21 protein-coding genes are annotated in these 21,854 nt (G+C 64.8%); 6 read left to right on the top strand and 15 right to left on the bottom strand.

Annotated features, from left to right (window positions below; all coding sequences use genetic code 11):
* Positions 1–48: 48 nt before the first annotated feature.
* Complete coding sequence (locus tag P6U30_RS17075; protein ID WP_407152158.1) at positions 49–510, bottom strand: DUF6163 family protein; 462 nt, start codon at positions 508–510, stop codon at positions 49–51.
* A 215-nt stretch (positions 511–725) separates the two neighbouring features.
* On the opposite strand from P6U30_RS17075, the gene hemB reads away from it, so the two are divergent.
* The 3 genes from hemB to P6U30_RS17060 all read left to right on the top strand — a co-directional run bounded on the left by hemB (position 726) and on the right by P6U30_RS17060 (position 3,328).
* On the top strand, positions 726–1,790 hold the full coding sequence (gene hemB / locus P6U30_RS17070) for a porphobilinogen synthase (RefSeq protein ID WP_407170076.1): 1,065 nt from the start codon (positions 726–728) through the stop codon (positions 1,788–1,790).
* Positions 1,791–1,927: 137 nt separating this feature from the next.
* Positions 1,928–2,467, top strand: coding sequence for an RDD family protein (locus P6U30_RS17065; protein ID WP_407170075.1), 540 nt, complete (start codon positions 1,928–1,930; stop codon positions 2,465–2,467).
* An 84-nt stretch (positions 2,468–2,551) separates the two neighbouring features.
* Complete coding sequence (locus P6U30_RS17060) at positions 2,552–3,328, top strand: arginyltransferase (RefSeq protein WP_407170074.1); 777 nt, start codon at positions 2,552–2,554, stop codon at positions 3,326–3,328.
* A gap of 6 nt (positions 3,329–3,334) precedes the next feature.
* Here P6U30_RS17060 and P6U30_RS17055 read toward each other — a convergent pair whose 3' ends face one another.
* Positions 3,335–4,711, bottom strand: a complete 1,377-nt coding sequence (locus P6U30_RS17055) for an Nramp family divalent metal transporter (RefSeq protein WP_407170470.1) — start codon at positions 4,709–4,711, stop codon at positions 3,335–3,337.
* 319 nt (positions 4,712–5,030) lie between these two features.
* Between P6U30_RS17055 and P6U30_RS17050 the strand changes: the two genes are divergently transcribed.
* The gene (locus P6U30_RS17050) at positions 5,031–6,272 is read left to right on the top strand and encodes an MFS transporter (protein ID WP_407170073.1); all 1,242 of its coding nucleotides are present in this window, start codon (positions 5,031–5,033) and stop codon (positions 6,270–6,272) included.
* 114 nt (positions 6,273–6,386) lie between these two features.
* Here the strand turns inward: P6U30_RS17050 and P6U30_RS17045 are convergent, their stop codons facing one another.
* Complete coding sequence (locus tag P6U30_RS17045; protein WP_407170072.1) at positions 6,387–7,646, bottom strand: adenylate/guanylate cyclase domain-containing protein; 1,260 nt, start codon at positions 7,644–7,646, stop codon at positions 6,387–6,389.
* A 201-nt stretch (positions 7,647–7,847) separates the two neighbouring features.
* Between P6U30_RS17045 and P6U30_RS17040 the strand changes: the two genes are divergently transcribed.
* Entirely contained in the window at positions 7,848–8,042 is a 195-nt protein-coding gene (locus P6U30_RS17040; RefSeq protein ID WP_407170071.1) for a hypothetical protein, read from the top strand.
* Positions 8,043–8,076: 34 nt separating this feature from the next.
* On the opposite strand, the gene P6U30_RS17035 is transcribed toward P6U30_RS17040, so the two are convergent.
* Positions 8,077–8,946 carry a DMT family transporter gene (locus tag P6U30_RS17035; RefSeq protein ID WP_407170070.1) on the bottom strand — a complete coding sequence of 290 codons (870 nt, stop codon included), beginning with the start codon at positions 8,944–8,946 and terminating at the stop codon, positions 8,077–8,079.
* 79 nt (positions 8,947–9,025) lie between these two features.
* On the opposite strand from P6U30_RS17035, the gene P6U30_RS17030 reads away from it, so the two are divergent.
* Positions 9,026–9,886, top strand: coding sequence for a helix-turn-helix domain-containing protein (locus P6U30_RS17030; protein ID WP_407170069.1), 861 nt, complete (start codon positions 9,026–9,028; stop codon positions 9,884–9,886).
* Here the strand turns inward: P6U30_RS17030 and P6U30_RS17025 are convergent.
* The 11 genes from P6U30_RS17025 to rpoZ form a co-directional block, all read right to left on the bottom strand.
* Positions 9,843–10,793, bottom strand: coding sequence for a cation diffusion facilitator family transporter (locus P6U30_RS17025; RefSeq protein ID WP_407170068.1), 951 nt, complete (start codon positions 10,791–10,793; stop codon positions 9,843–9,845). The genes P6U30_RS17030 and P6U30_RS17025 overlap by 44 nt on opposite strands.
* 128 nt (positions 10,794–10,921) lie before the next feature.
* Positions 10,922–13,177, bottom strand: coding sequence for a DNA topoisomerase IV subunit A (parC, locus tag P6U30_RS17020; RefSeq protein WP_407152148.1), 2,256 nt, complete (start codon positions 13,175–13,177; stop codon positions 10,922–10,924).
* A gap of 72 nt (positions 13,178–13,249) precedes the next feature.
* Positions 13,250–13,999: a DNA repair protein RecO gene (recO, locus tag P6U30_RS17015; protein ID WP_407170067.1), complete on the bottom strand. Its 750-nt coding sequence runs from the start codon at positions 13,997–13,999 to the stop codon at positions 13,250–13,252.
* 179 nt (positions 14,000–14,178) lie between these two features.
* Positions 14,179–14,559, bottom strand: a complete 381-nt coding sequence (locus tag P6U30_RS17010; RefSeq protein WP_407170066.1) for a hypothetical protein — start codon at positions 14,557–14,559, stop codon at positions 14,179–14,181.
* Between the two features lie 15 nt (positions 14,560–14,574).
* Positions 14,575–15,498 carry a GTPase Era gene (gene era / locus P6U30_RS17005; protein ID WP_407170065.1) on the bottom strand — a complete coding sequence of 308 codons (924 nt, stop codon included), beginning with the start codon at positions 15,496–15,498 and terminating at the stop codon, positions 14,575–14,577.
* Positions 15,491–16,312 carry a ribonuclease III gene (gene rnc / locus P6U30_RS17000; RefSeq protein WP_407170064.1) on the bottom strand — a complete coding sequence of 274 codons (822 nt, stop codon included), beginning with the start codon at positions 16,310–16,312 and terminating at the stop codon, positions 15,491–15,493. Before rnc ends, era begins: the two co-directional genes overlap by 8 nt.
* Positions 16,309–17,067, bottom strand: coding sequence for a signal peptidase I (gene lepB / locus P6U30_RS16995; RefSeq protein WP_407170063.1), 759 nt, complete (start codon positions 17,065–17,067; stop codon positions 16,309–16,311). Before lepB ends, rnc begins: the two co-directional genes overlap by 4 nt.
* A gap of 286 nt (positions 17,068–17,353) precedes the next feature.
* Positions 17,354–17,770 carry a holo-ACP synthase gene (gene acpS, locus P6U30_RS16990; protein WP_407152142.1) on the bottom strand — a complete coding sequence of 139 codons (417 nt, stop codon included), beginning with the start codon at positions 17,768–17,770 and terminating at the stop codon, positions 17,354–17,356.
* Complete coding sequence (locus P6U30_RS16985) at positions 17,767–18,540, bottom strand: pyridoxine 5'-phosphate synthase (protein WP_407170062.1); 774 nt, start codon at positions 18,538–18,540, stop codon at positions 17,767–17,769. Before P6U30_RS16985 ends, acpS begins: the two co-directional genes overlap by 4 nt.
* 155 nt (positions 18,541–18,695) lie before the next feature.
* Positions 18,696–20,987 carry a RelA/SpoT family protein gene (locus P6U30_RS16980; protein WP_407170061.1) on the bottom strand — a complete coding sequence of 764 codons (2,292 nt, stop codon included), beginning with the start codon at positions 20,985–20,987 and terminating at the stop codon, positions 18,696–18,698.
* Between the two features lie 216 nt (positions 20,988–21,203).
* A complete protein-coding gene (gene rpoZ / locus P6U30_RS16975) occupies positions 21,204–21,596 on the bottom strand; it encodes a DNA-directed RNA polymerase subunit omega (protein WP_024512695.1) in 393 nt (130 codons plus the stop codon).
* Between the last annotated feature and the right edge of the window lie 258 nt (positions 21,597–21,854).

Raw genomic sequence — 21,854 nt, 5'->3', positions numbered from 1 at the left:
CATCGCGCGCACGAGCGCCATGAAGTGTGCCGCTTCGTGCGCGAGGCGCTACGGCGGCCGTTCGCGCGCCGCCATCCAGGCGAGCGCAAGATAGGCGGCGAGCATCACCGCCTCGAACCCGACCACCATCAGGCTGCCGCCATAGATCGCCGGAAACATCAGCTCGATCACCGCCATCGATACCACGGTGGTCAGCCACACCACGGCCCCCCACGGGGTCGCAAGCCACAATCCAACCGCGGCGACCAGCTCGATCACGGCGAAATAGACCGTCGCGGTCTGCCAGGCCCAGGACTGGTTCTCGAAGGCCTCCTCCTCGCCGCCGACGAAGCCGGTCACCTGAGCCCAGTGATAAAGACCCTTGGCGATCGACACGACCGCCATGATGCGCAGGAAGATGACGAGGCGGCGCGTCCACGCATTCTCATCCGGCTCGATACGGTCAGAGGAGATTCCGCCGACCGTCATGGCGTTGTCCCGCGACTGGTCGCGCGCAGAAGTGTCAGACATGCGAATCGCCGCGCAAGGGCTGCAAATTGGGGTTCATGGCGGCAGTCTTGGCCCGCCGTCACCGCAAAATCAATTGCCGTTGCGGCAAATCGAGGGCGTCAGGACGCAATGCCAAGGAAGCAATGCCAAGGGCGCAATGACGGCGCCCCCTGAAAGATGCTAGAAATGGACTTATATCAGATCCGGCCTAACCCGCCGTTGAGGAGACGTAACACATGGCGATCAAATTCGGGCGTCCGATCGAACTGCGCGACGCGCCGCGGCGTCAGGCCGACACCCTTGCCTCGCCGTCGCTCGACCTCGCGATCCGCATGCGCCGCAACCGCAAGTCGGAATGGGCGCGGCGCCTGGTGCGCGAGAACGTGCTGACGACCGACGACCTGATCTGGCCGATGTTCGTGGTCGACGGCCGCAACGCGCGCACTCCCGTTGCCTCAATGCCCGGCGTCGAACGGCTCACCGTCGACCAGATCGTCCGCGACGCCGAGCGCGCCGCCAAGCTCAACATCCCCTGCATCGCGCTGTTCCCCTTTACCGAGCCGTCTCTGCGCGACGAGCAGGGCTCGGAGGCGCTCAACCCCGACAATCTCGTCTGCCAGGCGGTGCGCGCGATCAAGACGGAGTTTCCCGATATCGGCGTGCTCTGCGACGTCGCGCTCGATCCGTTCACCAGCCACGGCCATGACGGGCTGATCGAAGGCGGCAAGATCCTCAACGACGAGACGGTCGCGGTGCTGGTGAGGCAGGCGCTGACACAGGCCGAGGCTGGCTGCGACGTGATCGCGCCCTCCGACATGATGGACGGCCGCGTCGGCGCGATCCGCGAGGCGCTCGACGACAATGGCTTCGGCGACGTGCAGATCATGTCCTACGCGGCGAAATACGCCTCGGCCTTCTACGGCCCGTTCCGCGACGCGATCGGCTCGGCCAAGACGCTGACCGGCGACAAGCGCACCTATCAGATGGACTGCGGCAATTCCAACGAGGCGCTGCGCGAGGTCGAGCTCGACATCGCCGAAGGTGCCGACATGGTGATGGTGAAGCCGGGCATGCCCTATCTCGACATCGTGCGCCGCGTGAAGGACACGTTCGCGATGCCGACCTTCGTGTATCAAGTGTCCGGCGAGTACGCGATGATCGCCGGCGCCGCCGCCAATGGCTGGATCGACGGCGAGCGCGCGATGATGGAGAGCCTGATCGGTTTCAAGCGCGCCGGTGCCGACGGCATCCTGACCTATTTCGCGCCGCAGGCGGCGGAGAAGATCAAGGCGGAGCGCTGAGGTGTAGCAAGTGGGGGAGTAGCGAGTGGAAACGCGCTCCCTATTCGCTATTCACCATTCGCTATTCACCCCTGCCCCCTTGGCAGGTCGGGCGCCGCTTCCCATCTCCTCGACGGGACTCTCATTGGAGGTTGGTCATGTCCTACGGCAATGACGGTGGCACCTGGCGCAACGACGGCGGCGTTCCGCCGCATGCGTTCGATCCCTGGACGCAGCCGGAACTGTTCCGCGGCGTGCTGACCCGACGTGTGTTCGCGTTCCTGATCGATCTTCTGGTGCTGTCGGTGCCGGTGATCCTCGCGGTGCTGTTCATCGCGATTTTCGGCATCGTCACGCTCGGCCTCGGCTGGGCGCTGTTCTGGCTGGTGTCGCCGGCCTCGATCATCTGGGCGATTGTCTATTACGGCGCCTCGATCGGCGGCCCCCATTCGGCCACCATCGGCATGCGCATGATGGATCTGGAGCTGCGCACCTGGTACGGCGCCCCCGGCTACTTCGTGCTCGGCGCAGTCCATGCCGTGCTGTTCTGGGCGACGGTCTCGTTCCTGTCGCCCTTGGTGCTGCTGGTCGGCCTGTTCAACGGCCGCCGCCGGCTGCTGCACGACATCATCTTGGGAACCGTCATTATCAACAGCTCGGTCCGGGCCCCGGTGGCGCCGGCCGCGCGGGCCTATTAGGCCCGCTTAAACCAATTGACCGCTAGCCTCTGGAGGGCGATGTTCATTCGGCTGCCTGTTTTGTGTGGAGCCTGACGATCCGACGTGACCCAGCACTCGCGTGATACCCCGCAGTTCTATCTGACCGCGCCCTCGCCCTGCCCCTATCTGCCGGGCCGGCACGAGCGCAAGGTGTTCACGCATCTGGTCGGCGACAAGGCCGGCGACCTCAACGACTTGCTCACGCATGGCGGCTTCCGCCGCAGCCAGTCGATCGCCTACCGGCCGGCCTGCGACCAATGCCGGGCCTGCGTCTCGGTCCGGGTCGTCGCCAATGAATTCCGCCCCTCTCGCAACTTCCGCAAAGTGCTCGCCCGGAACGCCGACATCGTCGGCGAACAGCGCAGCGCTGTGCCGACCTCCGAGCAATATTCGGTCTTCCGCGCCTATCTCGACCGCCGCCACCGCAACGGCGGCATGGCGGACATGACGGTGCTCGACTACGCGATGATGGTCGAGGACAGCCACGTTGAGACGCGGATCATCGAATATCGCAAGCGCAGCGCCGATAGCGGCATCACCGGCCGTGGCGATGAGCTGGTGGCGGTGGCACTCACCGACGTGCTCAGTGATGGGCTGTCGATGGTCTATTCGTTCTTCGAGCCGTCGCAGGAAAGCCGCTCGCTCGGCACCTTCATGATCCTCGACCATATTGCCCGCGCTCGCCGGCAGGGCCTGCCCTACGTCTATCTCGGTTATTGGATCGAGGGGTCCACGAAGATGGACTACAAGAGCCGCTTCCTGCCGCAAGAGCGGCTCGCGCCAAGCGGCTGGCTGCGCGTCGACGCCGCCGGCGAAGCGCTGGCGGAGCCGCAGGACTGATCCTCGTTACCCGAAGAACGTATCGATCAAGAGCTTGACGTTCAGGATCACGATCAGGCCGGCAACGATCCATGCCGCGGCCGCAACCGGCACAGAGATCGCGAACCCGCCCATCTTGCGCTTGTCGGACACGAAACGAACCAGCGGGATCACCGCGAACGGCAGTTGCATCGACAGCACGACCTGGCTCAGCACCAGAAGCTGCGCCGTGCCGCTCTCGCCATAGAGTGCGGCAACGGCGATGACCGGAATGATGGCAATGCCGCGCGTCACCAGCCGTTGCGCCCAATCCGGCAGCCGCAGGTCGAGAAAGCCCTGCATCACGATCTGGCCGGCCAGCGTCGCCGTCACGGTGGAGTTGAGGCCGGATGCGAGCAGCGCCACCGCAAACAGCGTCGAGGCGATTCCGAGGCCGAGCAGCGGCGACAATAGCTCGAAGGCCTGATCGATCTCCGCGACATCGGAATGGCCGCTCCTGTGGAAGGTCGCGGCCGCCAGCACCAGGATCGCGGCGTTGACGAACAGCGCCAGCATCAGCGCGATGGTGGAATCGAGCGTCGCCCATTTGATGGCGTCGCGGCGGCCTTCGTCGGTGCGCGGATAGGCGCGGGTCTGCACGATCGAGGAATGCAGATAGAGATTATGCGGCATCACGGTGGCGCCGATGATACCGATCGCGATGTAGAGCATCTCCGGATTGCTGACGATCTGGCGCGACGGCATGAAGCCGCCGATCACGGCGGCGACCGGCGGCGCGGCGGCGGCGATCTGGACCACGAAGCAGACCGCGATGACGATCAGCAGCGCGACCACGAAGGCCTCCAGGAAGCGGAAGCCGCGGTTCATCAGCAGCAGCAGCAGGAAGGCGTCGAGCGCGGCAAGCAGCGCGCCGCCGACCAGGGGAATGCCGAACAACAGCTTGAGCGCGATCGCGGTGCCGATCACCTCGGCGAGGTCACAGGCGATGATCGCGGCCTCGCAGGCAAGCCAGAGCAGGAAATTCACCGGCCGCGAATAGGTCGCGCGGCAGGCCTGCGCCAGATCGCGGTCGGTTGCGATGCCGAGCCGAGCCGCCAGCGCCTGCAGCAGGATTGCCATCAGGTTCGAAAGCAGGATGACCGACAGCAGCGTGTAGCCGAACTTGGATCCGCCCGCGAGGTCGGTGGCCCAGTTGCCGGGGTCCATGTAGCCGACCGATACCAGGTAGCCCGGTCCGGCGAACGCCAGCAGTCGCCGCCACCACAACCCACCCCTGGGAACCGCAACCGTGGCATTCACCTCGGGCAGACTTCGGGCATGGCCGGCATCCCGGCGCCAGCCGACAGTGGCTGACTGGGAACCGGAACCAGAAACAATGGTCACTTCAGGTGATCGGGCATCCATGCCCATAAAGATGGCCGAACCACCTCCTTAATGCAACTCATTTGCAACTGCATCTAGGCTCACGAAGCCGCGACCATTTGGGGCCTCGCAGAGCCGCCGCGACACGGGCGCTTCCTCAGCGGATCCGTTGGTCGGCGCGCTTGCTGGGAAACAAATCGCGGGTCCCAAGCTGAACCCCGATGCATGAGCCGTCTCCAATGTCAGTTTCGCAACTGCCGCCGCACGGCGGGGCTTTGCTCTGGTGTTGTCGGGAAACGGGTGGGATCGGACGTCTTTCAACCACACACTATGGCCAGATCGAATTCTCAGGGAATCTGCCATGTCCGCCGATACGCAACACCTGCCAGCCACGTTCAATCGCCTGGCTTGGTCCAACCTCGCCGCGCAGTCGGCCGAGCAGATTGCTCTGGCCGCCGCTCCCATCGTCGCGGTGCTGCTGCTCGGCGTCGGCGAGGGTCAGACCGGCCTGCTGCAGACCGCGCTGACGCTGCCCTTCATCCTGTTCGCCATTCCCGCGGGCCTGCTCGCCGACCGGGTGTCGCGGCGCTGGGTGATGGCGGGCTCCGAGGCGCTGCGCGCGGCCGCGCTCGCGATCATCCTGCTGTCGATCTGGCTCGGCTTCCTGACCCTGCCCTTGCTCGCTCTGCTCGGCTTCATCGCGGTCTGCGGCACCGTCGCCTACAGCGTCGCCGCCCCCGCGCTGGTGCCGTCGCTCGTGACGTCGCAGCAATTGCCGGCCGCGAACGCCCGCATCGAATTGGCCCGCACCGTGGCCTTTGCCAGCGGTCCCGCGCTCGGCGGCGTGCTGGTCGGCTGGGTCGGCGCGGCCCCTGCGTTTGGCTTCGCCGCGGCGCTGTCGGCGATCGCGGTCGTGCTGCTGGCCGGACTTTATGAGCCCGCACGCCCGGCGGCGCCGCGGCGCCATCCGCTGCAGGACATCAAAGAAGGTGCCGCCTTCGTGTTGCACCACGCCCTGCTGCGGCCGGTGTTCATCACCCAGTTCATCTTCAACACGGCCTCCTTCCTGCTGCTCGCCGTGTTCGTGCCCTATGCGGTGCGCCATCTCGGACTCAGTGCGACCGGTGTCGGCACGACGCTCGCAATGTATGGCGTCGGCATGGTGGTCGGTGCCCTGTTCGCAACCCGCGTGATGAAGCGGCTGGCGTTCGGCACCGTGATCGGGCTCGGCCCGGTGACCGGCTTCGTCGCAGCCACCGTGATGGCGCTGACCACCTGGGCTCCGACGCCGCTGCTCGCGGGCCTCAGCTTCTTCCTGCTCGGCGTCGGCCCGATCCTGTGGGTGATCTCGACCACCACCCTGCGCCAGTCGGTGACGCCACCCTCCCTGCTCGGCCGGGTGTCGGCGATCAACATCATGAGCTACGGCGCCCGCCCGCTCGGCTCCGCGCTCGGCGCGATCGTCGGCGGTCTCTACGGCGCCGAAGCCTGCCTGTACCTCGCGGCCGCGATCTTCGCCGCGCAGGCGCTGGTGATCCTGATGTCACCGGCCGTATCGCTGACGCGGCAGCCCGACATGGTCGGCGAGCCGGCTCGCTGCTGAATAGCCCCGGCCCCAGCGTCATTGCGAGGAGCGAAGCGACGAAGCAATCCATTTCTCCATAAGGGGAGACGTGGATTGCTTCGCTTCCTTCGCTCGCAATGACGCTGAGAAGGCCTAGCTCGCCAGGTAGCGCTCGTACTTGCCGCCGACAACCTCGTCGGCGGCGACGGCCGGATCGAGCGTATAGAGATCCTGCGCATGGCCGATCCCGCGCAGCACGAAGCGACCGGTCGAGACCAGATAGTTCCGGCCCGCGGCGTCGAGACCGGTACGGAAGGCCGTCGACGTCAACAATTCCCGGTCGACCGAGGCACACATCGAGGCAATCCTGCTGACCTCGTTGACCGCGGGTCCGACCACGGTGAAATCGAGCCGGTCCTCGCTGCCGATATTGCCGTAGAAGACCTCGCCGACATGAAGGCCGACATAGGCCGTAGTGGTCGGCCTGTCTTCCGAGGCGCGACGCGCGTTCAGCGTATCCATATTGCCGCGGAATTTGTGCTCGGCCCGAAGCGCCGCCCGTTTCGCGTTTGCCATGTTCTCGCTGGTGAACATCGCCAGCACGCCGTCGCCGATCAGCTTGAGGACCTCGCCGCCGGCGTCATGGATCGCGTCGATCGAAGCCTGCGCGTAATCGTTGAGGAAAGGGATGATCTCGTCCGGGCCGATGCGCTCGCTGATCGCGGTCGAGCCGCGGACGTCGGAGTACCACAACACGGCCTTGATCTTCTCGGTGACACCGCGCTGCATGCGCCCACGCAAGACCTGCTCTGCCGTCTCGCGTCCAAGATAGACCCGCCCGAGCGTACGGGCGATCTCGACCTGGGCAGCCGACTTGATGGCGAGCCCGAGCACCGGCACCAGGTCGCGCAGCGCAGCCATGTGGTTTACGTCGAACCCACCCGAATGCCGCGTCGTGTAGTAAGAATAGAAGCAATCCATCTCCCCGATCGTGCCCGCCTCGCCGAAGCGATGCACGAAGGCAGCGAAATGCTTGTGGCCCTTCTCCGCAAGCTCACCGACCATCGAGAAATCGAGGGCGGCGCTGTCGGTGAGATCGATCATCATCTCATCGTGGCCGTGCTCGAGCATGTGATAGAAGGCCGACCGCCGCCAGGTCTGGCTCGCCTCGCCGGTGCTGGTCGAGCCGTATTCGAAGATATCGGCCTCGTTGCTTTCGCCGTCGTTCCAGCGGAACCCACGGCCCTCGAAGATTGGATGCAGCGTATCGATAAAGACGATCGCCCGGGACAGCGGCATGCCCGCGGCGCGGCAGCGCTCACAAAAGCCGCGCAGCAGATCGTTTTCGGGCAAGCCCTTGAGACCCTGGCTGACCAGCCAGTTCGTCAGGCGCAATCGAGACGTCAGTTCCATGGGTGGATTATGCCGGTCAACTGGTGCGGGAGATAGGCTCGTGGCCGCGTGCCAGGCCGTGACCGGGCGCGGGTCTCCAACAAATGCGAATCCGGATGCCGCAATGCAAGCCTGCGGCACGGCGTTTTCCCTGGAATGCAACCTTTCGAAGGAGCCCGCTTTGCGCTTCCCTTTGCGCGGTCTTTGGCGCACAAAATCGGCATGGATAACGACACCGGCCCGAACTCCGCGGTCCAACGCTTTGTGCAATGGGCGATCAAGCCGCCGCAATCCTATGCGGTCTATCTGGTGTGTCTAATTTTGGTCTTCACCCTGTCGTTCTACGCCGGCACGTTGAAGCCGAAACAGGCGCCTGCCTTGTCGCCGGTCGCCACACCGGCCGCGCCGCGAGGATAGCTAGGAGGGTCGCAAGACGGCACCGCCATACCCGTCAGGCGTCCGAGGTTGCGATCCAGATTCCGGCGAACACTGCGATTAGACCGACCACGAGATTGGGCGTGATCGGTTCGCCGACCAACTGCGTCGCAAGCAACCCCGCAGCGACCGGATTGATCGTCATGGTGTTGGCGACGCGGGTCGGTGACGCCCGCTCTAACGCCAGCACCCACAGGATGAAGGCCAGCGCCCCACCGGCTACTCCGAGATAAAGTCCGGCGATCCATTGCGGCGCCGCAAAATCACGCAGCGTTGCCACGCTGCCGGTGAACAGTCCCACGACCACCAACGCAACGGCACCGGTGCCCATGCCGACGGTGAGGAAGCCGAGCGCGCTCGAGCGGCGGATCAACGGCCGCGACAAGACGTTATAGAACGCCATGCACAGGACGGCTGCCGCCATGATCAATTCGCCGCGCCACGCGCCCGCTGGCGCCGCCGATAGCCCGGATGCCAGTGCTGCGCCTACTCCGAAGACCGCGATCACGACACCGATCGATTTGCGTGGTGTCAACGGCTCGACCCGAAGCGCGGCACCGACCACCATGGTGGAGAGCGGCAGCGTCGCCAGCGCAAGGCTCGCACGCGCCGCCGTCGTGTAGGATATCGCGGTGTTGTAGAGCACGAAGAACACGCCGAAGAAGGCGAAGCCAAGCGCAGCGACTGCCAGCGAGTCATCACGTCCCGGCCACTTTGCATGCAGCAGCAGCGCCGCGGGAAGAACACAGAGAAAACCGATGACCCAGCGCAGGATCGCGAGTGTGATCGGATCTGCATTACCGGCAAGATAACGTGTGATCGCCGCCGCCGTGCCGCCGAGACAGCTCGAAATCAACGCGATCGCAACGCCGATCCATTCACTCATGCCAGGCCCGATGCGTTTCGATTTGGCTTATGCCATCTTGCCCGGCAAGATCATCTCGGCAACTACTTGGCAGGTATTCATGTCGCAGCAGCACGATTTCGCCGCGAGCTTGCGTGGGTGGCGGCAGCGCAAGGGCTATTCGCAGCTCGAGCTCGCCGGACGCGCGGACATCTCGCAGCGCCATCTGAGCTTTCTGGAGCTCGGACGCGCTGCACCGAGCCGCGACATGGTGATCCGCCTTGCAACCGCGCTCGATGTGCCACTGCGCCAGCAAAATGCGCTACTGGTCGCAGCCGGCTTCGCGCCGGTTTGGCGGCAAACCGACCTTGGCGCTCCCGAGCTTTCCCAAGTCCGTCACGCGCTGGATTTCATGCTGGCCCAGCAGGAGCCCTTCCCCGCCGTCGTGGTCGACCGGCACTGGAATTTGCTGTTGGCCAATTCAGGTGCTGGACGACTAGTGGAATTCCTGGTCGGGCCGCTGGCTTCCGGTGCGCCGGTGAATCTTGCCGATGCGCTGGTCGCCCCCGACGTGTTGCGGCCGCATCTCACGAACTGGACTGAGGTTGCCGCCTATTTCGTCCGCAGCGTCGAGGCTGATGCTGCCGCCGACGGCACCGCCGGCACTGCGGACTTACTCCGACGCCTGCGCGCTTATAATGGTGTGGCGGCGGCGCTTGGCGCGCAACCGGCGACGTCGCCGCCCGATCCAGTTCTCCCCATGCGTTTCCGCAAGGGCAACGTCCAACTGCAATTGTTCACCACCATTGCGACGCTGGGGATCCCTCAGGACATCACGCTACAGGAGCTGCGGATCGAGAGCTTCTTCCCGATGGACGAGGAAACCGCTCAGGTGTTCCGGCGCTGGGCCGCGAGCACCTCAACACACGCCGGAGCCGCTACACCGTCTCCGCCGGCGCCAGCCGGCAGGTCTCGCTACTGATCTCGACCTGCAGCGTCGCGTGATGGATGTCGAACCTGTGCGAAAGCTCCGCGCAGACGTGATGCAGGAACGCATCGTCATGGCCGCCGGGGCGAACCAGGTGCGCGGTAAGCGCGGTCTCGCTCGTGCTCATCGCCCAGATGTGCAGGTCGTGAACCTCGGTGACGCCCTCGAGTGTCAGCAGATAGTCCCTCACCAGCTTGAGATCGATGCCCCTCGGCACCGCATCGAGCGCCAGATTGACGCTATCGCGCGCCAGCTCCCAGCCGCTCACCAGCACGACCAGCGCGATGACGAGACTGATCGCCGGGTCGAGCCACTGCCAGCCGGTCGCCATGATCAGAAGTGCGGCGACGACGACACCGAGCGAGACGGCGGCATCCGCCGCCATGTGCAGATAGGCGCCGCGGACATTGAGGTCGGTGTCGCGGCCGCGCATGAACAACAGCGCGGTACCTCCGTTGATGAGGATGCCGAGCGCCGCAACCCAGACCACGGTCCAGCTCGCCACCTCGGCCGGTTCGCGCAAGCGGTTGATCGCCTCGACCGCGATGCCGCCGACGGCGATCAGCAGCAGCCCGGCATTGGCAAGCGCGGCCAGGATCGAGGCACGACGATAGCCATAGGTGTGGGTATCGGTCGGACGCTTGCCAGCAAGCCATGCCCCAGCCCAGGCCAGCAGCAGGGCGATCACGTCGGAGAAATTGTGAACGGCGTCCGAGACCAGCGCCAGCGAGTTGGCGGAATAGCCGAAGATCAGTTCAGCGACGACGAATACGGTGTTCAGCGACGCGCCGATCGCAAACGCGGCACCGAAACTGTCGGGCACATGGCTGTGCCCGGCGTGCCCGTGAGAATGCCCATGGGCATCACCGTCGTGATCATGATCGTGATGCTGATGCGCCATTGGCCGGCAACCGTCGCCTGATGTCTTTGGTGACGGTTATAGCGCGGTGAAATATGGATACTATCACACCGCGCTCGGCGAAAATGTAGATGGGGTAACGGGCCCCGGTCCCCCATCTACAGCGTGGCTTACTCCACGCCGCGATTGAACTTGTTCGACTTCGGCAGGCCGTGGGCGAGCCGGCCGGCGTCGGCGCGGCTGCCGCGCCAGTCGGCCAGTTCCTTCATGGTCATGCTGTGATCGCGGCCGGCGGAATCCTTCCAGGTCAGGCCAACCTTGGAATCGAACACCGCGACATCGGACAGCGCCGCGCTGGTGTATTTCTGCAAGCGCACGCCGCGGCCGCGCGCCATCTCCGGCACCTGGTCGAGACCGAACAGCACCATCTTGTGATTGGTGCCGATCACGGCAACGGTGTCGCCGGTCACAGTGGTGATCGCGCGGGCCTCGTTCGGCATCTCCACATTGAGCACCTGCTTGCCCTTGCGGGTGTTGCTGACGCAGTCCTCCTCCTTGACGACGAAGCCCTGGCCCTCGCTGCTCGCGATCAGGAACTTGCGCTCGCCCTTGTTGACGAACAGCGCGATGATCGCTGCATCCTGCTCGAGATCGATGAACATGCGGATCGGCTCGCCATGGCCGCGCCCGCCGGGCAGCTTCGCCACGTCAAGCGAGTAGAACTTGCCGTTGGTGGCAAACAGCAACAGCTTGGAGGTTGTCTCGGCAAAGAACGAGTGCTCGAGCTTGTCGTCGGTCTTGAAGGCGAGACCCGAGAGGTCTTCGACATGGCCCTTCAGCGTCCGCACCCAGCCCTTCTCGGAGATCACGACCGTGCACGGCTCGCGCTCGACGAACGCTTCCTCGATTGCGGCCAGATCGTGCTCGGGCGCGTCGGCAAAGGTGGTGCGGCGCTTGCCGAGCGGGGTCTTGGGTCCGAACATGTCGCGGACCTTGGTGACCTGCTCGCCGACCTTGGCCCATTGCTGCGGTTCGGAGCCGAGCAGGCCCTCGATGCCCTTCAGCTCCTTCCGCAACTCCTTATCCTCGTTGCGGATCTCCATCTCCTCCAGCCGGCGCAAGTTGCGCAGGCGCATGTTGAGGATGGCATCGGCCTGGATGTCCGACAGCTTGAAGGTCTTCATCAAGACCGGCTTCGGCTCATCCTCGGTGCGGATGATCTTGATCACCTTGTCGAGGTTCAGATAGGCGATCAGTTGCCCGCCGAGAATTTCCAGGCGATGCTCGATCTCACCCTTGCGGAAGTTGGAGCGGCGGATCAGCACGTCGCGCAGATGGTCGAGCCATTCGCGCAAGCACTCGGCGAGGCCGACCACCTTCGGGATGCGGCCCTTGATCAGCACGTTGAGGTTCAGCGAGATCCTGCTTTCCAGCTCGCTCAGCCGGAACAGCGACTCCATCATCAGCGCAGGATCGACGGTGCGCGACTTCGGCTCGATGACGAAGCGGATGTCTTCGGTCGATTCGTCGCGGACGTCGCCGACCAGCGGCAGCTTCTTCTGCTCCAGCAGCTCGATGATCTTCTCGTGCAGGCGCGACTTCTGCACCAGCCACGGGATCTCGGTGACGACGACCACCCAGGTGCCGCGGGCGCCCTCCTCCACCGACCAGCGCGCGCGGGTGCGGAACGAGCCGCGGCCCGTCGTGTAGGCCTCGACGATCGCTTCCTTGGAATCGACGATGATGCCGCCGGTCGGGAAGTCCGGGCCCTTGACCCATCTGAGCAGCGCCTTCGACTTGGCGTCGGGCTTGTCGATCAGATGCAGCGCGGCGTCGCAGAGCTCGGCGGCGTTGTGCGGCGGGATCGCGGTCGCCATGCCGACCGCGATGCCCTGCGAACCGTTGGCGAGCAGGTTCGGGAAGCCGCCGGGCAGAACCACCGGCTCCTTGCCGCTGTTGTCATAGGTCGGCTTCAGTTCGACAGCGTCTTCGTCGATGCCATCAAGCAGCAGCCGTGCGACATCGGTCAGCCGCGCCTCGGTGTAGCGCATGGCCGCCGGGTTATCGCCGTCGATGTTGCCGAAGTTGCCCTGACCGTCGACCAGCGGATAGCGAGAGTTGAAATCCTGGGCCAACCGCACCATGGCATCATAGATCGCCTGGTCGCCATGCGGATGGTATGAGCCCATCACTTCGCCGACGATCTTGGCGGACTTCTTCGGCGTTACGCCGGGATCGAGCCGCAACAGCCGCATGCCGTAGAGGATGCGCCGGTGCACCGGCTTCAGGCCGTCGCGGGCGTCCGGCAGCGCGCGGTGCATGATGGTCGAGAGCGCATAGGCGAGATAGCGCTCCTCGAGCGCATCACGCAGCGGCACCTCGTGAATTTCGGCCGGCTCTTCCGGCGGTATCTGTCGTTTTCCCATGGGGAGGCGTTAAACCGTGACGATGAATCGGGCAAGACGCGAATCAGCGGCAATTTAGGCCGCGAACCGGGCCTACGGAACCGCCGCCCTGGGCCGCCGCTTCGTCACCGCGTTGATAAATCCGTGGCGGGCATCGGAATGGCCCTGCCCGCGCGGCTCCAGCACGTGGCGAAGCAGGAACAGTCCGGTGACCTGGAACCCGTCGAGCAGGTCCTGCTCGGACCAGGCATTCGCGCCACCATCGCCCTCGCGCAGGAACGCCGGCAATGGCAGCAGGCGATCGCGCCACGCCTCGCCGGCTGCGCGCGACACCGCGCCGCCGGATTTCGGCGAGACGTAGATCAGCTCACTGGTTGCGCCGGTGGCCGCGCAGCTCTGCAGATCGAGCCCGAAGCCGAGCTCGGCCAGCATCGCCAATTCGAACCGGATCAGATGCACCGCCGCGATGCCGGGCTGCTCGAAATCGTCGAGCGTCCATTGCAGCATCTCGTAGATCTCTTCATGAGGGTCCCGCTCCGGCAGCAGCCGCGCCAACGCCGCCAGATGCGTCACGCCGTAGACGCCATGCGACGAGCCGAGCAGCGTCGCCGCGCGCAGCCGTGTGCCCTCGATCGCATACATGCCGAGATGCTCGTCGAGCCGCGCCCGCCACACCGCCGTGACATTGTTGCCGGGCTGCAGCAGCGGCCGCATTCGCGAGCTGGCGCCGCCGCGCACCAGGCCGAGATGGCGGCCGTGCTCGCGCGTCAGCAGCTCGACAATGGCGGAGGATTCGCCATGCCGCCGCACGCCCAGCACGATGCCTTCGTCGGTCCATTCCATGAAGACACTTTACAGGATTCCGACGGAATGCGCGCGTCCCCACCAGCATCATTCCGGGGGCGATGCGAAGCACCGAACCACGGCGCGCAGTTGCGCGCCTGAGACTCTCGATATCCTCCGATGCACAATTGTGCATCTGCGGTCTGGTCCTTCGGACCATCCCGGAATGACAGAAGGCCCTACGCGTTGAACCAGCCCTGCGCATCGCCGGTGAAGGAGAAATAGAGCCCGGCCGAGGTCAGGATGCAGGACACCACTTCGATGCCGCTGTCGAGCTCCATGCCGCGGTCGCCGATCACCTGCACCAGCGAGATCACCGACAGCACCAGCGCCGCGGCGAGCGCCCAGCGCGGCCAGTTCTTGCGACGCTGCGCGGCGAGCCAGACGAAATACATCAACAGCACGATCATGCCACCGGCCATCAGCGTCGCCACCATGATCATCTGATCGGTCATCTCATTGCTCGGCGTGCGGTCCTGGAACGCCACCGACAACGCATCCAGCGTCAGCGAGAGATAGAGCAGCACTTCAAACCACAGCACGTTTCTAGGCACGTTCATCGCACACGCCGGCTCTTATTCCTTGGGGAAGTCCAGTCCCATTTCCCGGTAACGGTCCGGGTCGTCGCCCCAGTTCTCGCGCACCTTGACGAACAGGAACAGATGCACGGGCACGCCCATGATCTCGGCGATCTCCTTGCGCGAATCCGCGCCGATCGCCTTGATGGTGGCGCCGCCCTTGCCGAGCACGATCTTTCGCTGGCTCTCGCGCTCGACGAAGATCGTCTGCTCGATCCGGATCGAGCCGTCCTTGCGGTCGGTCCAACTGTCGGTCTCGACAGTCGACTGGTACGGTAACTCCTGGTGCAGGTGCCCGTAGATCTTCTCGCGCGTGATCTCCGCCGCCAGGTGCCGCATCGGTGCATCCGACATCTGGTCCTCGGGATACAGGAACGGTCCCTCCGGCACCATGGTCGCCAGCGTCTGGCGCAGGTCGGCGACGCCGTCGCCGGACAGCGCGGAGATCATGAAGGTGCGCTCGAAGCGCATCCGCTCGTTGGCTGCCTGCGCCAGCGCCAGCAGCTTTTCGCGCGGGACGAGATCGATCTTGTTCAGCACGAGTATCTTGGGGTGCCCGACGGTTTCGAGCTTGGCGAGGATTGCGCGCGCCTCCTCGTCGAGGCCCGCCTTGGCGTCGAGCAGCACGCAGACCAGATCGGCGTCATGTGCGCCGCTCCAGGCGGTCGACACCATGGCGCGGTCGAGCCGGCGCCGCGGCGCGAAGATGCCGGGCGTGTCGACCAGGATGATCTGCGCGTTGCCCTCGATCACGATGCCGCGGATCAGCGCGCGCGTGGTCTGCACCTTGCGGGAGACGATGGTCACCTTGGAGCCGACCAGCGCATTGACCAGCGTCGACTTGCCGACATTGGGAGCGCCGATCAGCGCGACGAAACCGCAGCGCGTCGCGGCCCCCTGTCCTTTGGCCTCATCAGTCATTGGTGCCGACGCCCTCGCGCTCGATCATCGCCGAGGCCGCCGCCTTCTCGGCCGCGCGCTTGTTGCCGCCGACACCCTCGGCGGAGGCCAATCCCGGCAGGTCGACGGCGACGCGGAATTGCGGATCATGGTGCGGGCCGGTGCGCTCGATCTCGCGGTAGACGGGCGTCGGCAGTCCCTTGCCCTGGGCCCATTCCTGCAACACGGTCTTGGGGTCGCGCAGCGGACGGCGGGGCTTGTGCATCCGCTCGGTCCAGTTGCGCTCAACGAATTGCCGCGCAGCCTCGTAGCCGCCGTCGAGATAGATCGCGCCGATCACGGCCTCGCAGATGTCGCCGAGCACCGACTTGCGCAGGCGCGCTCCCTCGACCGCCTTCACCATGCCGAGCTTGATGTCGTCGAGCAGACCAAGCGATTTGGCGACGTCGGCGCAGCTTTCCTTGCGCACGAGGTCGGCGAGCCGCTTCGACAACTCGCCCTCATCGGCCTTCGGAAAGGCGCGGAACAGCATGTCGGAGACGATCAGCCCGAGCACGTGATCGCCGAGAAATTCGAGCCGCTGGTAGCTGTCGGCGCGGTTGCGCGTGGCGGCCTTGAGCGCGGAGACGTGGGTGAACGCGGTGGTCAGCAATGCAGGATCGGTGAAAGTGTAGCCGATGCGCGCCTCGGTGCCGGCGATCGCCGCCTTTTCCTCCGCGGCCTTGGCGGCCTTGCTGCGCCGCTTCTTCGGCGCGGCCTCGCCGCCGGCGGCAGGCGTACGGCTCGGCTCACCAGGTGGCGGTTGATCCTTGATGGCTGATGTCTCGTCGTTCATCGCACGATGGAGAATATGCGATTCCACCGCACGGCGGTGGGCCAGCGCCAGAACATCCAGGCGTGCTCGCCCTCGGCGATCGAGAAGAAGATCATCTGGGCCCGCCCGACGACGTTCTCCAGCGGCACATAGCCGACCGCCGACAGCACCCGGCTGTCAGTCGAATTGTCGCGGTTGTCGCCCATCATGAAGAAATGACCTTCGGGCACGGTGTAGACGTTGGTGTTGTCGTAGAAGCCGTTGTCGACGCAATCGAGCGTCTCATAGCTGACGCCGTTCGGGAGCGTCTCCTTCCACCGCTTAACGCGGGCGGTGGCGTCCGAACCGCAGGGATCCTCACCAACGAAATCGCTCATGCGTTCGCGCTTGACCGGGACGTCATTGATGTAAAGCAGTCCCTCCTTCATCTGGATGCGGTCGCCGGGAAGGCCGATCACGCGCTTGATGTAGTCGGTGGTGTCGTCCTTGGGCAGCCGGAACACGACGATGTCGCCGCGATTCGGGTTGGAGCCGAAAATGCGCCCGGAAAACAGCGGCGGCGACAGCGGGATCGAATAGTGGCTGTAGCCGTAGGAGTATTTCGAGACGAAGAGGTAGTCGCCGACCAGCAGTGTCGCCTTCATCGAGCCCGAGGGGATGTTGAACGGCTGGAACAGGAAGGTCCGGATGACGAGCGCAATCAGCAGAGCGTGGATGACGACGCGGATGGTTTCGCCCAAGCCGCTTTCAGATTTGGTCCCGGTGGTCGCGCTCATTGCTTTCCCAATTCCCGCGAGCCTTGGTGCCCGCGCGGTGGCAGAACGTTCTCTTCCCGCGAAGCGTTCGGTCCTCGCGTGAGGAAAATGGCCTTGATTCTGATCTTGAGGGCAAATTCCGGCGCAAACCCGAATCCGCGTCTCGCTCGATGCTAACCCTGCGGCGTTTTAGACCGTTGTTCGCGCGCACGCAATCAATCGCCGCCCAAAAACTTCACAATCCATTGAAATATCAAGGACTTTTAAGTTTTCTGAAGATTTCTGGCGACCTCGCGAGCTGCCGGACTCATTTGGCGGGGGCAACAGCCGAAATTATGACGAAGGCCTGCGCGAGCGGCCAATCGTCGGTGATCGAAAGGTCGATCCGCGCCTCCAGGCCCTCGGGCGTCAACTCCTGCAGCCGCGCCAGCGCTCCGCCCGTCAGCCGCATGGTCGGCCGCCCGCCGGGCAGATTCACCACCCCCATGTCCTTCCACCACACGCCGCGCCGGATTCCGGTGCCGAGCGCCTTGGAGCAGGCCTCCTTGGCCGCGAAGCGCTTGGCATAGGTCGCAACCACCATCTTCTCGCTGTTGGCGCGGCGCATCGCCTTGGCTCTTTCCGTGTCGGTGAAGATGCGCTCGAGGAAGCGCTCGCCATGGCGCTCGATCACCTTGGCGACCCGGGTGATGTCGATCAGGTCGGAGCCGATGCCAATGATCATGCGCCGACAGCGCCCTCTGCCTTGGCGCGACCGCGATCCATCGCCGCGCGCATGGCGCGGACGGTCTCGGCGATGCCGACGAACAGCGCCTCGCCCATCATGAAGTAGCCGATGTTGAGCTCGCGGATCTCAGGCAGCGCCGAGATCGTCTCTGATGTCTCATAGTCGAGGCCGTGGCCGGCATGGACCTCGAGCCCGGCGGCATTGGCGAGCCTGACACCCTCGACGATCCGCTTCCATTCGGCCTCGGCCTTGTCCTGATGGCCGTCGACCACGGCATCGCACCAGCCGCCGGTGTGGATCTCGATCACCGGCGCCTTCAACTTCGCGGCCATCTCGATCTGCCGGGGATCGGCGGCAATGAACAGCGAGACCCGGATGCCGGCATCGCTGAGCCGCGCGATGAAGGGCGCGAGCGCATTGTGCTGGCCGACCACGTCGAGGCCGCCCTCGGTGGTGAGTTCCTGACGCCGCTCCGGCACCAGGCAGACGGCGTGCGGCTTGGTGGCGAGCGAAATCCGCAGCATGTCGTCGGTCGCCGCCATCTCGAAGTTCAACGGCTTGGATATTTCGGCCTTCAGCCGGGCCATGTCCTCGTCGCGGATATGGCGGCGATCCTCGCGCAGATGCGCGGTGATGCCGTCGGCCCCGGCCGCGATCGCCGCAAGCGCCAGGCGGACCGGATCGGGCCGCGCGCCGCCCCGCGCGTTGCGCAAGGTGGCGACGTGATCAACATTGACGCCGAGGCGCAGCGGAGGAGCTTTGGACATCAAACCACTCTCTGACAAATCAGTTAAACCATCCCCTCATCCTGAGGAGCGGCGCCTTCGCCGCGTCTCGAAGGATGTGGCCCCGTCTCGGGCCGCATGGTTCGAGACGGCGCTGACGCGCCACCTCACCATGAGGATCGACGAGAGGCGGAAGTCTAGCCATTGACACGCTCGACCCGAGCGACGACGGCCTTGGCGCGCAACTGGGCGATGATAGCGCTGAGATGCTTGAGGTCATAGACCTCGAGATCGATGGTCAGCTCCGTGAAATCGGGGGAACGGCGCGACATGTGGATGTTGTCGATATTGCCGTCGTGCTCGGCGATCACGGTCGCGATCTGGGCCAGGCTGCCGGGCTCGTTGACGTTGTGGACCAGGATCCGCGCCGGGAAGCGTTGCGGCATGGTCTCATCGACATCCCAGCGCACGTCGAGCCAGCGCTCCGGCTCATCCTCGAAATCCTTCAGTGCCGGCGACTGGATCGGATAGATCGTGATGCCCTCGCCCGGCGTGACGATGCCGACGATGCGATCGCCCGGCACCGCGCCGCCGTTCGGCGCGAACTTCACCGGCAGGTCGGAATTGATGCCGCGCACAGGGATCACCGAGGCGGCGCGCGCCGGATGCGGCGGCGTCTGGGTCTTCAGCTTGGCGGCGAGCCCCTTCGAGGTGCCATAGCGCACCAGCCGCTCTTCCTTGTAATCGGGATACATCGCGCGCGCGACGTCGGAGGCCTTGATCTCGCCACGCCCGACCGACGCCATGACGTCCTCGATCGAGGTGCGCGCCAGCCGCGGCAGCGCGCCCTTCAGCTTGTCGTCGGCGTATTCGATCTTGGCACGGGCGAACAGACGGTCGACGATGCGGCGGCCGAGGCCGGCATACTGGTCGCGCACCGCGTTGCGGGTGGCGCGCCGGATCGCGGCGCGGGCCTTGCCGGTGACGGCCAGCGCCTCCCAGGCCGAGGGCGGAGCCGACTGCGCCTTCGAGGTCATGACCTCGACCTCGTCGCCGTTCTGCAGTTCGGAAGATAACGGCGCGAACTTGCCGTTGATCTTGCACCCGACCGCGCTGTTGCCGACGTCGGTATGCACCGCATAGGCGAAGTCGACCACCGTGGCCTGGCGCGGCAGCGCGATCAGCTTGCCCTTCGGCGTGAAGCAGAACACCTGATCATGGAACAGCTCGAGCTTGGTGTGCTCCAGGAACTCTTCCGGGTTGGCGCTTTCCGAGAGGATACCGATGGTGTGGCGCAGCCAGGCGAAGGCGTTGGACTCGTGCTTTAGCCGCTCGTTCGGCGAGCCCGCCCCTTCCTTGTAGAACGCGTGCGCCGCAATGCCGAACTCGGCGATCTGGTTCATCTCCTCGGTCCGGATCTGCAGCTCGACGCGCTGCTTGCCCGGCCCGATCACCGTGGTGTGGATCGAACGATAGTCGTTCTGCTTCGGCGTCGAGATGTAATCCTTGAAGCGGCCCGGCACGACCGGCCAGGTCGTGTGGACGATGCCGAGCGCACGATAGCAGGCGCCGACGTCGTCGAGGATGACGCGGAAGCCGTAGATGTCGGACAGTTGCTCGAAGCCGATCGACTTGCGCTCCATCTTGGTCCAGATCGAAAACGGCTGCTTGCGGCGGCCGAAGACCCGCGCGGTGATGCCGTTCTTCTGCAGGTTCTTTGAAAGCTGGCTTTCGATCTCGCCGATCAGGTTGCGGTTGCGATCGGCCAGCGCATCGAGCCGCTGCTTGACCACCGCATAGGCCTCGGGATCGAGCACGAAAAACGAGAGGTCCTCCAGCTCGCCGCGCATTTCCTGCATGCCCATGCGGCCCGCGAGCGGCGCATAGATATCGAGGGTCTCCTCGGCGATGCGGCGACGCGACGCAGGCGGCACGAACTCCAGCGTGCGCATGTTGTGCAGGCGGTCGGCGAGCTTGACCAGCAGCACGCGAACGTCGTCGGCGATCGCAAGCAAAAGCTTGCGCAGGTTCTCGGCCTGCTTGGCCTCGCGCGACACCAGTTCCAGCCGCTTCAGCTTGGTCAGGCCCTCGACCAGCGCGCCGATCTCATGGCCGAACACATGATCGATTTCGGCCCGCGTCGCCTCGGTATCCTCGATCGTGTCATGCAGCAGCGCCGCAACGATCGTGGCGTCATCGAGCTTAAGGTTGGTCAGAATCGCGGCGACCTCGAGCGGATGCGAGAAATAGGGATCGCCGGAGGCGCGCGTCTGGGTGCCGTGCGCCTTCATGGCGTAGACGTAGGCACGGTTCAGCAGATCTTCGTTGGTATCGGGATTGTAGGAGCGGACGCGCTCGACGAGGTCATATTGCCGCATCATCCGCGCCCTCGGCCTGCCCGACTTCTCAGCCGTGGACGACGCCGGCGCCACCGCGACCGTTTCGGTCGCAGCCTGCATCTGGCTGGAGCTCCGGCGCCGATAAACCATGGACGCACTGCCTTTCGCGCGGGCCGGGTGGCCCTCTCTATCCAATCTAGTGCGCCTTCGAATGAAGCTGCACCCCGCATGAGGCCAGAAACGTTCAATTTCCCGCGCCCGCATAGGACGCATCGTAACAGCAAAATTGTCAACAAAAGCAAAGGCCCGGAGCGATGTCCGGGCCTTTGGCAATCTGTGCTGAGCTTGCAGGCTGGGAGCCCGGCCTTACTCGTCTTCCTCGGGCTGCTCTTCCGGAGGCGCCAGACCTTCCAGGCCCTTCAGCAGCTCCTCTTCGGTCATCCGTTCGACCGCAACCTCGGTGTCGTCGGCATCGACGCTGGCGCCGGCGGAACCGATCAGCGGAACAGTGTCGGGCTCGGGCTCGTCGACCTCGACGAACTTCTGCAGGGAATGGACGAGTTCCTCACGGAGGTCTTCCGGAGAGATCGTGGAATCGGCAATCTCCCGCAGCGAGACGACAGGATTCTTGTCGTTGTCGCGATCAACCGTAAGTTGTGAACCTGACGAAATCATCCTGGCGCGATGCGCCGCCAACAGGACGAGATCGAAGCGGTTGTCGACCTTATCAATGCAGTCTTCAACGGTGACGCGAGCCATCTCGAGGCGCTCCGTGGTAAAAGGGACCGAATATGCGGATTATGAGGGTTAGTTATAGGCCCGGCCACCGTTTCGCAAGGCAAAATTTGTGATTTGCCTTCCGAACAGGCTCTGATACGCCGTTACTCGGGCCAGAATGGTCCGAACGCCCGACGACAAGGCCTGGTTGCTGTCCAGGGCAGGTAAATCTCTTCATTGCAATCTTAAAGGTCTAGGCATTTTGCCCTCGCCTCACCATAATTGGGGTGGTGACTGTCG

Source organism: Bradyrhizobium sp. ORS 111, from assembly GCF_045571485.1.
In the GTDB taxonomy this organism is placed as follows: domain Bacteria; phylum Pseudomonadota; class Alphaproteobacteria; order Rhizobiales; family Xanthobacteraceae; genus Bradyrhizobium.
The sequence above is the reverse complement of the archived record's forward strand: the minus strand, read 5'-3'. Positions and strand labels throughout refer to the sequence as shown.